Origin of the sequence: Leifsonia soli, from assembly GCF_013408745.1 — a bacterium.
In the GTDB taxonomy this organism is placed as follows: Bacteria; Actinomycetota; Actinomycetes; order Actinomycetales; family Microbacteriaceae; genus Leifsonia; species Leifsonia soli.
The window spans coordinates 3107209-3121059 of record NZ_JACCBJ010000001.1; the positions used below are offsets into that span (position 1 = coordinate 3107209).

Annotated in this window: 14 protein-coding genes; 2 read left to right on the forward strand and 12 right to left on the reverse strand. The window is 70.7% G+C overall.

Translation table 11 applies throughout. The annotated features are described in order from the left end of the window. Nucleotides 1-54 precede the first annotated feature (54 nt). Nucleotides 55-1509 (forward strand): chaplin family protein, encoded by a 1455-nt coding sequence (locus BJ963_RS15075; protein WP_246298073.1) that lies wholly within the window; start codon nucleotides 55-57, stop codon nucleotides 1507-1509. Between the two features lie 111 nt (nucleotides 1510-1620). On the opposite strand, the gene BJ963_RS15080 is transcribed toward BJ963_RS15075, so the two are convergent. The 10 genes from BJ963_RS15080 to BJ963_RS15125 all read right to left on the reverse strand — a co-directional run bounded on the left by BJ963_RS15080 (nucleotide 1621) and on the right by BJ963_RS15125 (nucleotide 10375). Further along, complete coding sequence (locus BJ963_RS15080) at nucleotides 1621-1905, reverse strand: ParB family protein (RefSeq protein ID WP_089915798.1); 285 nt, start codon at nucleotides 1903-1905, stop codon at nucleotides 1621-1623. A gap of 137 nt (nucleotides 1906-2042) precedes the next feature. Then, entirely contained in the window at nucleotides 2043-3083 is a 1041-nt protein-coding gene (locus BJ963_RS15085; RefSeq protein WP_089915796.1) for an NAD(P)/FAD-dependent oxidoreductase, read from the reverse strand. Continuing rightward, the gene (locus BJ963_RS15090; RefSeq protein ID WP_089915793.1) at nucleotides 3080-3607 is read right to left on the reverse strand and encodes an isoprenylcysteine carboxyl methyltransferase family protein; all 528 of its coding nucleotides are present in this window, start codon (nucleotides 3605-3607) and stop codon (nucleotides 3080-3082) included. The genes BJ963_RS15085 and BJ963_RS15090 overlap by 4 nt, the downstream gene beginning before the upstream one ends. Continuing rightward, nucleotides 3604-4794 carry a type III polyketide synthase gene (locus BJ963_RS15095; RefSeq protein ID WP_179457383.1) on the reverse strand — a complete coding sequence of 397 codons (1191 nt, stop codon included), beginning with the start codon at nucleotides 4792-4794 and terminating at the stop codon, nucleotides 3604-3606. Before BJ963_RS15095 ends, BJ963_RS15090 begins: the two co-directional genes overlap by 4 nt. Before the next feature lie 99 nt (nucleotides 4795-4893). After that, nucleotides 4894-6066: a mannitol-1-phosphate 5-dehydrogenase gene (locus tag BJ963_RS15100; protein ID WP_179457384.1), complete on the reverse strand. Its 1173-nt coding sequence runs from the start codon at nucleotides 6064-6066 to the stop codon at nucleotides 4894-4896. Next, the gene (locus BJ963_RS15105; protein ID WP_089915784.1) at nucleotides 6063-6500 is read right to left on the reverse strand and encodes a PTS mannitol transporter subunit IIA; all 438 of its coding nucleotides are present in this window, start codon (nucleotides 6498-6500) and stop codon (nucleotides 6063-6065) included. The genes BJ963_RS15100 and BJ963_RS15105 overlap by 4 nt, the downstream gene beginning before the upstream one ends. Further along, a complete protein-coding gene (locus BJ963_RS15110; RefSeq protein WP_089915780.1) occupies nucleotides 6497-8014 on the reverse strand; it encodes a PTS mannitol transporter subunit IIBC in 1518 nt (505 codons plus the stop codon). The genes BJ963_RS15105 and BJ963_RS15110 overlap by 4 nt, the downstream gene beginning before the upstream one ends. Further along, nucleotides 8011-9720, reverse strand: a complete 1710-nt coding sequence (gene ptsP / locus BJ963_RS15115) for a phosphoenolpyruvate--protein phosphotransferase (RefSeq protein WP_179457385.1) — start codon at nucleotides 9718-9720, stop codon at nucleotides 8011-8013. The genes BJ963_RS15110 and ptsP overlap by 4 nt, the downstream gene beginning before the upstream one ends. Nucleotides 9721-9736: 16 nt before the next feature. Continuing rightward, entirely contained in the window at nucleotides 9737-10003 is a 267-nt protein-coding gene (locus tag BJ963_RS15120; protein ID WP_089915774.1) for an HPr family phosphocarrier protein, read from the reverse strand. Nucleotides 10004-10066: 63 nt separating this feature from the next. Continuing rightward, the gene (locus tag BJ963_RS15125; protein ID WP_179457386.1) at nucleotides 10067-10375 is read right to left on the reverse strand and encodes a PTS sugar transporter subunit IIB; all 309 of its coding nucleotides are present in this window, start codon (nucleotides 10373-10375) and stop codon (nucleotides 10067-10069) included. Nucleotides 10376-10574: 199 nt separating this feature from the next. On the opposite strand from BJ963_RS15125, the gene BJ963_RS15130 reads away from it, so the two are divergent. Next, nucleotides 10575-12479, forward strand: a complete 1905-nt coding sequence (locus BJ963_RS15130) for a PRD domain-containing protein (protein ID WP_179457387.1) — start codon at nucleotides 10575-10577, stop codon at nucleotides 12477-12479. A gap of 127 nt (nucleotides 12480-12606) precedes the next feature. On the opposite strand, the gene BJ963_RS15135 is transcribed toward BJ963_RS15130, so the two are convergent. Beyond that, nucleotides 12607-13047 (reverse strand): hypothetical protein, encoded by a 441-nt coding sequence (locus tag BJ963_RS15135; RefSeq protein WP_179457388.1) that lies wholly within the window; start codon nucleotides 13045-13047, stop codon nucleotides 12607-12609. 103 nt (nucleotides 13048-13150) lie between these two features. Next, nucleotides 13151-13828 (reverse strand): HAD hydrolase-like protein, encoded by a 678-nt coding sequence (locus BJ963_RS15140; RefSeq protein WP_089915765.1) that lies wholly within the window; start codon nucleotides 13826-13828, stop codon nucleotides 13151-13153. Between the last annotated feature and the right edge of the window lie 23 nt (nucleotides 13829-13851).

The window sequence follows — 13851 nt, forward strand, 5'->3', positions numbered from 1 at the left end:
TTCGCCCCGGCACTCCCATGCCCGGGCGCAGACACTCATTCGAAAGGCTCGATCATGAACAAGTACGTATCCAGAGGGATGTGGTTCACCCTCTGCGTCGGCGGCCTGTGGCTCGCCGGAACGGCCGCGGCCAACGCGGCCGAGGCTCCCAGCGACGGTGTCGCGAGCGGCGACCAGGCGGTCGTCGGCGTCACGGTTCCTGTGTCCATCGCGGGCAACGGGATCTCGGTCCTCGGCGACTCGACCAGCACCGGCTCGACGGCAGCGGCCCCGGCCGCGCCGACGGCTCCGTCCGTCTCCATCTCGCCCGACGCGATCGGCGGGGTCCTCAGCGGTGACCAGGCGGCCGCCTCGGTCAGCGTGCCGGTGACGGTGGCGGGGAACGCGGTGAGCGTTCTCGGCGACACGACCAGCTCGGGGTCGGAATCGACGGCCGCGCCTGCTGCATCCGATCCGGCGGCGAGCGCGACCTCGGCCGGTGCCGATGGCGTCGCGTCCGGCATCCAGGCGCCCGTCGCCGTGGACGTCCCGGTGACCGCCGGCGGCAACGCCATCTCGGTCCTCGGCGACGCCGCCTCCACCGGCTCGTCGGCCACGGCGCCCGCCGCGGACTCCGGCTCGTCGGCCACGGCGTCCGGCTCCGGATCGGGGGGCGGACTGCTCTCCGACATCCAGGCTCCCATCGGGGCCGCCGTGCCGGTGACGGCGGGGGGCAACGCGATCTCGGTGATCGGCGACTCCCAGACCTCCGGCTCGGAGACCACGGCTCCTGCGGCGGGAACGGGCAGCACGGCGACCTCGGGTTCGGGGTCGGATGGTGGCCTGCTGTCGGGGGTTCAGGCTCCGATCGATGCTGCGGTTCCGGTGACCGCGGGCGGCAACGCTGTCTCGGTGGTCGGCGACTCGACCACGTCGGGTTCGGACGTGGCGGCTCCGGCTGCCGGGAACGGCACCACGGCGACCTCGGGTTCGGGTTCGGATGGTGGCCTCCTGTCGGGCGTTCAGGCTCCGATCGATGCCGCTGTTCCGGTGACCGCGGGCGGCAACGCCATCTCGGTGGTCGGTGACTCGACATCGACGGAATCCTCCGCCAGCGCTCCGGCTACCGGCGGCGGCGGCACGGATGGCGGCCTCGGGGTCGGCGGCATCGACCTCCCGGTCGGTGTGGATGTGCCGGTGACCGTCGGCGGCAACGCGATCAGCGTCGTCGGCGACAGCACCACGACCGGCTCCACCACGACGCCGACGACTCCGACCGGCCCGACCGATCCGACCACCCCGACCACCCCGACCACCCCGACGACGGGTGGCACCGGCGCCGGAACGGTGACGGCATCCGTGGGCGGGGCGATGTCCCTGGCCGCCGGCAGCGGGTCGGGAGCTGCAGTTCTCGCCTCCACCGGTTCCGACGAGCTGGGCCTGGGTGCCGTGGGTGCCCTGCTCGCCCTCCTCGGAGTGATGCTGGCGTTCGTGTCCGCCACCCGGACGCGCCGCCACCACACCCGGTGATCGACGCCCGCTGACCGCAGGTACGACGCTTCCCGGCACGACGACACTCCCCAGCCGTCGTCGTGCCGGGAACTCGTCGTGTGCGGAAACAGTGGTGCGTGCCGTGCGGGGTCAGAACCCGATCGGTCGCCCGGGCGTCAGGGGATCGTCGTTGCCCACGAACGCCTTGCCCTCGTTGTAGGCGATCTCGCGACGCTCGACCTCGGCCAGCAGGGCCTTGTTCAGCATCTCCGACCAGCTGGAGTCGCGCTCGTCGAACGAGGTCTGACGGTAGGCGGCCCGCGCGCGGTTGCGCATGGCGTCGGTCAGATAGAAGGTCACCGTCGTGCGCTTCCTGACCCCCTGCTGTCCCGGAGCGGTCGCGTCGTCCACGGGGCCAGATGCGGAGGAGTTCATGTCTCACCTTTCGGCATATCCGATGTCGATGCTCGATTCCAGATACTAATCGGTCTACCCACGCGCAGACCACTGTCCACAGGTGTTACGCATGCTTTAAATGCCCGAGTATGCAGGCATGGGGTCGCAAAACCCGATCAGTGGGAGAGGCGCTCCACGATGGAGCCGAACAGCTCGGGACGCCGGGCGGCGGTCGGCACGATCCGCGGGCGGAAGCGCGAGCGCGCCGCAACGACCAGGGCCGAGGTGAGCACGCGGAAATCGCGCGTGGTCGTGCGCCAGGCCCGCTCGTACTGCTCCGTGCTCCCCATAGTCACCGCAGCGACGGCGGCCCGCGCCTGGGCGAAGCCGACGCGCATCCCCTCGCCGGTGAGGGCGTCCACATAGCCGGAGGCGTCGCCCGCCAGCAGCACACGCCCGGAGGCCCGCGACCGCGCCCGCTGGAGCAGGGGGCCCGCCCCGCGAGGGTCGGTCACCACGGCGGCGCCCTGCAGGCGCTCGGCGAGCTCCGGGATGCCGGCGATCACCTCATCCACATCGAGCGGCCGTGAGCCCAGCACGGCGACGCCGACCAGCTTCTCGTCGACCGGGGTCACGTAGGCCTCGGCGCCGGCCGACCAGTGCACCTCCACCAGCGAGGTCCACGGCTCGACGGCGAAGTGCTTCCTCAGCCCGAACCTCCGCCGCGTGCCCGGCTGCGCGCGTCCGTCCAGCCGGAGCATCCGGCGGACCGGGGAGTGGAGGCCGTCGGCGGCGATCACCCACGGAGCGCGCAGGGTCTCGCCGTCGCTGAGGGTCAGCTCGACGCCGTCCGCATCCTGGCTGAGACCGGTGACCTTCGCGTGGATGCGGTGGGCGCCCAGCTCGGACGCCCGCTCGGCCAGCGCCTGATGCAGCACGGTGCGCCGCACGCCGCGGCCGGGGCGCTCCGCGAAGCGGTGCTCGACACGCGATCCCGCGTCGATGTACGCGACCCCGTCCAGCCGTCGTCCCGCCGGATCGACGCCGATCCGGTGCAGTGCGGCCAGCGCGCCCGGCATCAGGCCCTCGCCGCACGCCTTGTCGATCGGCCCGACCCGCGGCTCCACCACGACGACCTCCAGGCCGTCCACACGGGCCTCGATGGCGCAGGCGAGCCCGATGGGTCCGCCCCCGACCACGACGACCTGAGCGTTCATGCGCGTGCGGGGGAAGCGAGTACGGTCGCGAGCGCCCGGTTCTCGCAGCGGATGCGCACGACGAGCAGCCAGGCGTTCAGCACGGTGAACACGAGAGCCGTGATCCAGGCCGTGTGGACGAGCGGAAGGGCGAACCCCTCGACGACAACGGCGACGTAGTTCGGGTGCTTCAGCCAGCGGTAGGGGCCGCCCGTCACGAGCGGCAGGTCGCGGACGACGATCACGCGCGTGTTCCAGCGGGGGCCGAGGGTGGCGATGCACCACCAGCGCAGCGCCTGGCTGGCCAGCACCAGCACCAGCATCGGCCAGCCGAGCCAGGGCAGGAAGGGCCGGCCGGCGAACCAGACCTCCGCCAGGCAGGCCAGCAGCAGCCCGGTGTGCAGGGCCACCATCGGCGGGAAGTGGCCTCTGCCGAACTCGACGCCACCCCGGGCGAACGACCACTTCGCGTTGCGGGTGGAGACCACCAGCTCGGCGATGCGTTCGGCGCCCGTCGCGAGGACGAGCACGGTGTACCAGATCACGGGACCGGGTCGATCATGGCGGCCGCGGGCAGCGCGGCGGGCGCGGTGGATGCGGCGGGGGCGGCGGGGTCGGCCGCCTCGACGGCGGCGGGCACGGCTGCGACGGAGTCGGCGCGGTTCGCCCCGTCCGCCCAGCGCAGGAGGACGAGCTCGCTCGTCACCCCCGGCCCGAGCGCGAACAGGAGTCCGACGGTCCCGGCGGGGTGCGCATCCAGCTGTTCGGCCAGCACGTGCAGCACCGCGGCCGAGGACAGGTTGCCGACGTTCGCCAGTGAGCGCCAGCTGGCGTCGAGCGCGCCGTCGGGGAGGTCGAGCGCCTGCGAGAACGCCTCGAGCACCTTGGGGCCTCCGGGATGCGCGGCCCACGCACCCACGTCGGACACCTCGAGGTCGTGGGCGGCGAGGATGCCGCGGGCGTCTCCGGCGAAGTTGCGCTCGATGACCTCGGGCACGCCGGCGCTCAGGACGATGCGGAATCCGGTGCCGCCGATGTCCCAGCCGATCACATCGGCGGTGTCGGGGTAGATGTGGCTGCGCGAGTCGACGACGTCGGGGCCGGCGAGGCCCAGCCGCTCGGCACGCCGGTCGCCGACCATGACCACGGCCGCGGCGCCGTCGCCGAACAGACCGCTCGCGACGATGTTCGCCATCGAGTCGTCGCTCGCCTGCACGGTCAGCGAACACAGCTCCACGGACAGCAGGATGGCGACCTCGTCCGGGTGGCCCGCGAGATAGTCGTTGACGCGGGCGATCCCGGCGGCGCCGGCGACGCATCCCAGCCCGAAGCTCGGGAGGCGCTTGACGTCGGTGCGCAGGCCCAGCCGCGACACCAGCTGTGCGTCGATGGAGGGTGCGGCGATGCCGGTCACCGAAGTGAAGAGCAGGAAGTCGACGTCGGCAGGGGCGAGACCGGCGGTGTCGAGCGCCGCCGTCACCGCGCGCTCGGCGAGGGTCGTGCCCTCGGCGATGAAGAAGTCGTTCGACTCCTGGAACGACGCCAGCGAGCTGTACCGCTCGAGGGGCATCACGAGACTGCGCGTCTGCACCCCGGAGGAGGCGTGGATGCGGCGCATCACCTGCTGCCTGGCGGGGTCCGACGTGATCATCGCGAGCAGCGCCGCGGTGATCTCCCCCTGGCTGTAGCTCCGGGCGGGGAGCACCGGGGCCACCGACACGATTCGGCTCACATGCGAAACGTACCACCCGCTCCGCACGCTGTGATCTGCGGGTGGCGGATACCCAGGAGGGGCGGCCGGGCGGTGGGGGAATCCGCCCGGCCGCAGCTCTCAGAGCGCCGCGTCCAGGCGCTCGCGCTGGGCCGCGGCGACCGTCTCCACGAGGGGGTCGTGGAGCGGTTCGCCTGGCCCGACGCCCATGACCTCTTCGACGATCGCGGCGGGCTCCGCCTCGTCCAGCAGCTTGAGGAGCTCGACGCTCTGGGTGTCCTCGGGCACGTCGAAACGCAGAGCGGCGCCGACGGCGGCGATCAGGGCGGTGGGGATGCCGCCGACGTGCTCCGCGTAGTCGGACGCCGGGCCGATGAAGCGGTCGTTCCTGCCGAGCTTGCGGATCGGCTCGCGCCCGACCCGGGTGACCTCGTCCACCAGGTAGGGGTTGGCGAACCGGTCGAGGATCTTCGCGCGGTAGGCGGCGAGCTCCTCCTCCGGCAGCCCGTGCTTCGCGGTCAGCGCCGCGGAGGTCTCGCGCAGGGCGGCCTCGACGGCCTCCCGTACGGCGGGGATCGCGATCGCCTCGCTGATCGTCGTCGCCCCCTCCAGGAAGCCCGTGTACGCGACCGTCGCGTGGCCCGTGTTGACCGTGAACAGCTTGCGCTCGATGTACGGGCCGAGCGAATCGACGAAGTGGGCGCCGGGGATCTCCGGCGCATGCCCGCCGAACGGCGAGCGGTCGACGACCCACTCGTAGAACGTCTCGACCGTGACGTCGATGCCGGCGTCCGCGGCCTGCGCCGGCACGATGCGGTCGACGGCAGTGTTCGCGAACACCGCGCGCGCGGCCAGCTCTTCGCGGGTGTCGTCGTCCGGGAGCCCGTCCATGAGCTCCGCCGCGAGCAGGTCGGAGGCGCCGATCGCGTTCTCGCACGCCATCACGGCGAGCCGCGGGGCGTCGTCCGACCGGGCTGCCAGGCCGCGGGCGATCACGGGGGCGACGAAACGGAGGATGCGCGGACCGACCGCCGTCGTCACCACGTCGGCGGAGGCGATCTCGGCGACCAGCGCGTCCTCGTCCGTCGCGCTGTTGATCGCTCGGAACCCGGTGACGGTCTTCGTCTCCGAGTCCTCACCCACCAGGTGCACCCGGTACGAGTCGGCCGCGGCGAGGGCGTCGATCAGCTCGGCGTTGACGTCCGCGAACACGACCTCGTACCCGGCTTCGTGGAGCAGGAGCCCCACGAAGCCGCGTCCGATGTTGCCCGCGCCGAAGTGGACGGCCTTCACTCGTTCACATCTCCCAGCAGCGCGAACAGCGCGTCGGCGTCCGGGGCGTCGAGCAGCCGCTGCACGTCGTCCTCCTCCGAGAAGAGGATGGCGATCTTCGACAGGATCTCGAGGTGCTCGTTGTTCTGGCCGGCGATGCCGACCACGAACCGCACCTCCTCGCCGCCCCAGTCGAGCGGCGAGGAGTAGCGGAGGAAGGAGAGCGCGGACCGCTTGATCTCGTCCTTGGACTCGTTGGTGCCGTGCGGGATGGCCAGGCCGTTCCCCATGAAGGTGGAGACGGTGTTCTCGCGCTCCTGCATCGAGTCGACGTAACCCGGCTCGACGGCGCCCGCTGCGACGAGCAGCGCACCCGCCTCCCGGATCGCGTCCTCCCGTGTGGTCGCGGTGCCCGCGGCCACGACGTTCGCCCGGTCGAGAATCGTGTCGGTCATTTGCTGGCGTCCTCCGTGGTTCGCTGGTTCTTGACGAGGTCGACGACCTCGTCGTACTTGGGGCTGTTCATGAAGTTGTCGACCGAGACGTGGATCGAGTCGGGCGACTGGCCCTTGGCGCGGTCGGTCAGCTGCTGCTGGGTGATGACGAGGTCGGCCGTGCCGTCGAGGTTGCTGATCGCCTGGTTCGTGACAGTGACCCCCTCCACTCCGGCCTTCTTCATCTTGTTGCGGAGGACCGATGCGCCCATGGCGCTCGAGCCCATGCCAGCGTCGCACGCGAACACGATGTTGCGCACCAGTCGATCGGTGGCGTCGCCCTGCGCGTCGCCGGTGTCGTGCTCGGCCTCGTCGACGAGGCTCCCCAGCACGGAGGACGACTTGCCCTTGTTGGCCTCGGTCTGGGCGACGGCGGCCGAGAGGTCGCCCGCGTTGCCCGCGAGGAGGTCGCGCTTGCGGCTCGACCGGAGCACGATCGCCGTGAACGTGAACGAGACCGCGGCGGCCGCGACGATCGCCAGCGCGATGCCGAGCATGTCGGGCACGGGGGCTTGGGCGAAGATCGCGAACACCGATCCTGGAGCGGCCGGCGCCCGCAGACCCGTCTGGAAGGCGACGTTCACCGCGACGCCGGTCATACCGCCGAGGATGGCGCCGATGATGAGGATCGGCTTCATCAGCACGTACGGGAAGTAGATCTCGTGGATGCCGCCGAAGAACTGGATGATGAACGCGCCGGGAGCGGCCGCACGCGCCGCACCCAGGCCGAAGATCGCCCAGGCGAGCAGGATGCCGGCACCGGGGCCGGGGTTCGTCTCGATGAGGAACAGGATCGACTTCCCGGCCTGCTGCGACTCGAGAGTACCGATCGGGGTGAACACGCCGTGGTTGATCGCGTTGTTGAGGAACAGCACCTTGCCCGGCTCGACCAGGATGCTGACCAGCGGGAGGAGGTGGACAGACACGAGCCAGTCGACTCCGGCTTCCAGCGCCTTGCTCAGCCCCTGCACCAGGGGCGCGATGCCGAAGAAGGCGCCGATCGCCAGGAGGAAGCCGAGGATTCCGGCGGAGAAGTTGTTGACGAGCATCTCGAAGCCCGCCTTGATCTTCCCTTCCCAGATGCGGTCGATGACCTTCATCAGGTAGCCGCCGAGCGGGCCCATGATCATCGCCCCGATGAACATCGGGATGTCGGTGCCGACGATGACACCCATGGCCGCGATGGTGCCAACGACGCCGCCGCGTACGCCGTAGACCAGGCGACCGCCGGTGTTGGCGAGGAGAAGGGGGAGCAGGTAGGTGATCATCGGGCCGACGAGGCTGGCGATGTCCTTGTTGGGGAACGGTCCCTTTTCGATGAAGAGCGCCGTGACGATGCCCCACGCGATGAATGCCGCGATGTTCGGCATGACCATGTTCGAGAGGAACGTGCCGAAGCGCTGCACGTGGACGCGCGCTCCTGCGGACTTCTTGGGGGCCGACGCCGTCGTCGACGTCTGTGTCGCCGATGTCATTGTGGTGCCTCGTTTCTGTTGTCGGGGGCTGGTGAGGTGAATCGGTCGGCGGCCTCGCGGACCGCCGCCCGGGCTTCGGCCGCGCCATCGGCGGCCAGGGCTGTCTCGGCCAGGGAGCGGGCCTGGCCGAGGGTGTAGCGCTTGAGGGAGAGCCGCACGTCGGCGATCGCCGCGGGCGACATCGAGAGCGTCGTCGCGCCGAGGCCGACGAGCACGACGGCGAGCAGGGGGTCCGCCGCCGCCTCTCCGCAGATGCCGACCGGCTTGCCCGAAGCCGCGCCCGCCGCGCCGACCTCGCCGATGAGGCGGAGGACGGCCGGATGCCACGGGTCCTGGAAGCCGGCGACCGAGCCGAGCAGGCGGTCGGCCGCGAGCGTGTACTGCGTGAGGTCGTTGGTGCCGATCGACGCGAAGTCCGCGATCTGCAGGACGCGGTCGGCGAGCAGGGCCGCGGACGGGACCTCGACCATTACACCGACGGTCTTCAGGCCGTACTCCCGGCCGAGCTCGGTGAAGTAGCGGGTCTCCTCGACGGTCGACACCATCGGGGCCATCACCCAGAGGTCGGCGTCGGTCTGCGCGTCCGCCTCGGCGAGCGCGGTGAGCTGCTCGCGGAGGATGTCCTCGTTGGCGCGCAGCGAGCGGAGGCCGCGCAGGCCGAGAGCCGGGTTGTCCTCGTGCGCGTCGTTGAGGAACTCGAGCGGCTTGTCGGCTCCGGCGTCGAGCACCCGGACGACCACCTTGCGGCCGCCGCCGAAGGCGCTGAGCAGCTTCACGTACTGCTCGCGCTGCTGGGCGACGTCGGGTGCCAGGCGCTGGTCGAGGAAGAGGAACTCCGTGCGGAACAGTCCGACACCCTCGGCGCCTGCGGCCAGCGCGTCCTCCGCGCCCGCGGCCGAGCCGAGGTTGGCGAGCAGCGGGACCGGCGTTCCGTCGGCCAGTGCGCCCGGCTCGACGCCGCCGGCGAGGGCGGCGGCGCGCTCCTCGATGCGACGGAGCGCGTCGGCGCGCTGGGCGTCGGTCGGCGAGACGGTGACCGTGCCGGCCGCCGCATCCACGACGACCTCGTCTCCGTCGGCCAGGCGACCGGCCTCGGCCGCGCCGACGACGGCGACGATCGACTTCTCCCGCGCGAGGATGGCGGTGTGCGAGGTCGGACCGCCCTCGACGGTGACGAGCCCGAGAACCTTGGTCAGGTCGAGCAGGGCCGTGTCGGCGGGGGCGAGGTCGTGCGCGACCAGGACGAACGGGGTGTCCGACTGCGGGACTCCGGGCGCCGGCTTGCCCTCGAGCGCCGCGACCACGCGCTGGGAGACGTCGTCGAGGTCGCCGGCGCGCTCGCCCATGTAGCCGCCGAGCTCTTTGAGCATGTCGCGGAAGACGGCGAAGCCCTCGAACACGGCCCGCTCTGCGGTCTTGCCTCCGTCGATGCGCGTCGCGACGTCATCGGCGAGGGTCGAGTCCTCCGCCATCATCGACTGCGCCTCCAGCACGTCCGCCGCGGTGCCCTGGACGGTGGATGCGCGCTCGCGCAGGTCCGCGGCGACCGTGGCGACGGCCTGCTGCACGCGGGCCTTCTCCTCGTCGGGGGTGCGGGTGCTCGGCTGGTCGGACGGCTCGGGCAGCGGGGCCGACATCCGGAGGACGGGCCCGACGGCGACGCCCTGGCCGATGCCGGCGCCGGTGAGGATGTTCGTGTCGCTCATGATGTGTCCGCCGCGCTCAGGCGTCGTGGTCCGTGGCCAGGATCACCGCGAGGTCGTCCAGGACCGCCTCGCCGTTGTCCGCGTCGGTGGTGAGCACGATCTTGTCGCCGTGGTCGATGCCCAGCGAGATCACGCCGAGGATGCTGCCGGCGTCGACGGTCTTGCCGCCCTCCTTCGTCAGCTTCACCGTCGCGCCCGAGCTGTTGACCGCCTCCACGAAGAGCTTCGCCGGGCGGGCGTGCAGCCCGTGCGTCGATCCGACCGTGATGATCCGTTCAGCCATGGTTGTGGTCTCCTTCGTTCCGTGATGGCCTGGTGGCCGCCGCCAGTGTGTATGGGGCTCTGCTCATAGTGCCGCCGCCTTGGCGTCGAGAGCCAGGTCCAGCGCGCGCTCGCCGTCGAGTGCGGCCGGTGAGACGGGGGGCAGGACGGCGACGGCGGTTCCGGTCGCCGCTGCGCGCTCACGGATGGCGGGGACCGCCGACTCCAGGTGCGCACCGACGAGGACGACATCCACTCCGGCGAGGGACTCCAGCTGGCTCGCACTCCCCGGCTGGACCTCGATGATCGCCCCGCGCTCACGGGCGGCATTGCGCAGCTTGACGGCCACGAAGGTGCTGGACGCACCGGCGCCGCAGACGACCACGATCTTCATCGATCCTTGCCTTTCGGGGTGTTTCCGTCCTCGCACGGGGTGCGGGGGACCTGCTGGTGGAACTCATGGAACGTCAGCAATGCTCGTCCGCCGTCCGCGCGGGTTCCAGCAGCGTTTCTTCCGGGGGTGCGGAAAGTTGGCCGGAAGCGCACGGTGGCACCGTATGGGGTGGTTGACTCGTCGGGAAAGGTGGTCGCTGGTGGCGCTCTCGGCGAAGCAGACGAGGATGCTCGACATCCTCGCGCGTCGTGCTGCCTGGGTGACGGCGGCCGAGCTGGCGCACGACATCGGCGTGACGACCCGGAGCATCCGCAGCTACGCCGCGGCGCTCGGCGACGTCGTCGAGTCGGGGTCGAACGGCTACCGGGTGAAGCCCGATGCCTACGCCGCCTACCTGGCGGGCGACGGCAGCTCGGACACCGGGACGGCCGGCTCCCCGCAGGAGCGGCTCGTCTTCCTTGCGAGGCGGCTGCTGGACGAGCCGGACGGCATCGACGTCTACGAGACCGCCGAGAGCCTGTTCGTCAGCGACTCCACGATCGAGTCGGACCTGACGAGGATGCGTGGCCTCCTCTCGGGCACGGAGCTCGCCCTCGAGCGGCACGGCGCCGTCGTGCAGCTGCTCGGCCCCGAGATCGCGCGACGGAAGCTGCTCAGCCGGCTGTTCCGCGACGAGATGCGGCAGAGCGTCGTCGACGTCGCGCGCATTCAGGAGGCCTTCGGGTCGAGCGGACTGGTCGACTTCAAGTCGGACCTCGTCGCGATGCTCGACGCGCGCGGCTTCTTCGTCAACGAGTACGGCATCAACGATGTCCTCCTGCACATGGCGGTCGCGCTCGACCGGGTCGCGAAGGACCGCGTGCTCCCCGCTGTCGAGGAGCCGGAGGCGAGCGAGACCATCCGCTCGCTGGCGCACGACCTCGGGGAGCTGATCGAGCGGCACTTCGGAACCCCGCTCGACACCACGGAGCTGCGCTACCTGGCGATCCTCATGCGCACGCGCGTGATCGCGCCGGGCGCGGGGCGCGACACCGTCGAGGAGTTCGTCAGCCCGGCCGACCTGGCGGTGGTGCGCGGCATCGTGGACCGCGCATCCACCGAGTACCTCGTCGACCTCCACGACGAGAACTTCATCGTGCGGCTCACCCTGCACGTGCAGAACCTCATCGCCCGCGCGCACGAGAACACGTACTCGCGCAATCCGCTCACGCGCTCGATCAAGAGCTCGTACCCGATGATCTACGAGCTCGCCGTCTACATCGCCAGCCGCCTGCAGTCGGCCGAGGGCATCGAGGTCAACGACGACGAGATCGCCTACATCGCGATGCACGTCGGCGCCTACCTCGAGCAGCAGTCGCGCCGGCGAGATGCTGTCACCTGCGCGGTGGTCTGCCCCAACTACTACGACATGCACATCCTGCTTCGCGATCGGCTGGAGAGCGCCCTCGGCGACGAGCTCGACATCACCAGCGTCATCACGTCGACCGACGCGGACTGGGACGCGATCGACGCCGACCTCGTGCTGACCACCATCGACCCGCGCGGACGGCGCGAGAACACGGTCATCGTGCAGCCGTTCCTCACCGAGACGGACGTCGAGCACATCCGCCAGGCCGCCTCGCGCATCCGCCGCCAGCGTCACCGGGCGCGCATCAAGAGCGAGCTCCTGGAGTACTTCGACGAGAGCCTGTTCCTGCGGAACTTCTACGCCCGCGATCCGATCACGATGATCCGGGCCCTCGGCGACCGCATGATCGCGACCGGCGCGATCGACCAGGAGTACGTCGACCAGACCGTCGAACGCGAGCAGATGTCATCCACCGCGTTCACCGACTCCCTCGCCGTGCCGCACGCCATGACGATGAGCGCCCACCGCACGGCGATCGCGATCGTCGTCAACGACACCGCGATCGACTGGGGCGACGCGCGGGTCAATGTGATCGCGTTCATCGCCTTCTCGGCGGCGGGACGCGCGTCCTTCCAGACGGTCTTCGACCAGTTCGTCGAGGTGTTCTCCGACCGCGACACGGTCCTGAACCTGATCCGCCGTGCCGATACCTTCACCGCGTTCATCGACGAGCTCGTCCGCATCATCGACGCGTGACCTTCCCTCGCCCCCGCCCCCACGCACAACCGCCCACCGTCGAGTCCGCAATAACTGACCGGGAATCGCGTGATTCCGTGCAGTTTTCGCGTACTCGACGGCGGGCGGCGGGTGCGAGAGGGAGGTGCTACTGGTTGGCGGTGACGTTGTACGTCACGGAGACACCGGGCGTCTTCACCGCGACGGTGTAGGCGTCGCTGACGTAGACGGCAGACGAGTCGGTGGCGCCGGGCTGCTGCGTGAAGCCCTTGCCCTCGAGAGCGGTCTTCGCGTCCGCGAAGCCCTCCGTGCCCGACGGCTGGACGGTGACGGACCAGCCGTTCTCCTTGTCACCGCGGGCGACGACGACCGTGCCATCGACGATCGGGACGTCACTCTTCGGGAAGTCGGAGGGCAGCTCCTCGGACTTCGTGTCGTCGGACGACGATCCGGCCGACGACGAAGACGACGCCGCGGGCGTGTGCGAGGTGACGTAGTTGGTGTTGCCGCCGCTGGAGCAGGCCGCAAGCGAGCCGATGGTGAGGGCCGCCACGATGGCGGCCGGGACGAACGGATTACGTGTGCGCATATGAATTCCTAGTGCTGTATGAGATGCGGTTTCGCAACACATCAGCCTACCCGCGAGCACACGCGGCCGCCTAGTCCGCTCCGGTGAACGGCGGGGAAAGCGGTCAGCCGAGCAGGAGGGCGCTCAGCTGGTCGGCGGAATGCACGACGGCGATGGCGCCGGCGGCCTCGGCGGGCGAACCGTAGCCCCACTCCACGAGGATGGTCGGGAGGCCGTGCGCGCCGGCGCCCTCGACGTCGTACTGGCGGTCGCCGACCATGACGGTCTGATCGAGGTCGACGCCTCGCTCGCCCAGGCGGCGCAGGGCCTCCGCCACCACATCCGCCTTGGCGCTGCGGCTCTCATCGTCGGTGGCACCGGTGATGACGTCGAAGTACTCGGCCAGACCGAAGTGCTCCAGGATGCGCGTCGCCTGCGCCTCCGGCTTGCTGGTGGCGATGGCGAGCGGGATGCCGGCCGCGTGCAGGCGCTGCAGCAGTCCGCGCACGCCCGGGAAGACGGCGGAGTCGAACGCTCCGTGGGCGGCGTAGTCCTCGCGGTAGACGGCGAGGGCGTGGCGCGCGGCGGGCTCGGTCATCCCGCCCAGGCTCTGCAGCGAGTCGAGCAGCGGGGGGCCGACGTACTCGAGAAGCTGGGCGGGGGAGGGCACCGGCTGACCGATCGTCGCGAACATGCGGGCGAGTGATGAGGTGATGCCGGGGGCGGAGTCGGTGAGGGTGCCGTCGAGGTCGAACAGGACGCAGGTCCAGGTCCGCGTGACGGTGGTGGTCGGGTTGGTCATGGCTGTCCTATGGTATGTGACGT

Coding starts and splice junctions, on each gene's coding strand:
- BJ963_RS15075 (WP_246298073.1), top strand. CDS start 55: ATGAACAAGTACGTATCCAGAGGGATGTGGTTCACCCTCTGCGTCGGC.
- BJ963_RS15080 (WP_089915798.1), bottom strand. CDS start 1,905: ATGAACTCCTCCGCATCTGGCCCCGTGGACGACGCGACCGCTCCGGGA.
- BJ963_RS15085 (WP_089915796.1), bottom strand. CDS start 3,083: ATGAACGCTCAGGTCGTCGTGGTCGGGGGCGGACCCATCGGGCTCGCC.
- BJ963_RS15105 (WP_089915784.1), bottom strand. CDS start 6,500: ATGACCGACACGATTCTCGACCGGGCGAACGTCGTGGCCGCGGGCACC.
- BJ963_RS15110 (WP_089915780.1), bottom strand. CDS start 8,014: ATGACATCGGCGACACAGACGTCGACGACGGCGTCGGCCCCCAAGAAG.
- ptsP (WP_179457385.1), bottom strand. CDS start 9,720: ATGAGCGACACGAACATCCTCACCGGCGCCGGCATCGGCCAGGGCGTC.
- BJ963_RS15120 (WP_089915774.1), bottom strand. CDS start 10,003: ATGGCTGAACGGATCATCACGGTCGGATCGACGCACGGGCTGCACGCC.
- BJ963_RS15125 (WP_179457386.1), bottom strand. CDS start 10,375: ATGAAGATCGTGGTCGTCTGCGGCGCCGGTGCGTCCAGCACCTTCGTG.
- BJ963_RS15135 (WP_179457388.1), bottom strand. CDS start 13,047: ATGCGCACACGTAATCCGTTCGTCCCGGCCGCCATCGTGGCGGCCCTC.
- BJ963_RS15140 (WP_089915765.1), bottom strand. CDS start 13,828: ATGACCAACCCGACCACCACCGTCACGCGGACCTGGACCTGCGTCCTG.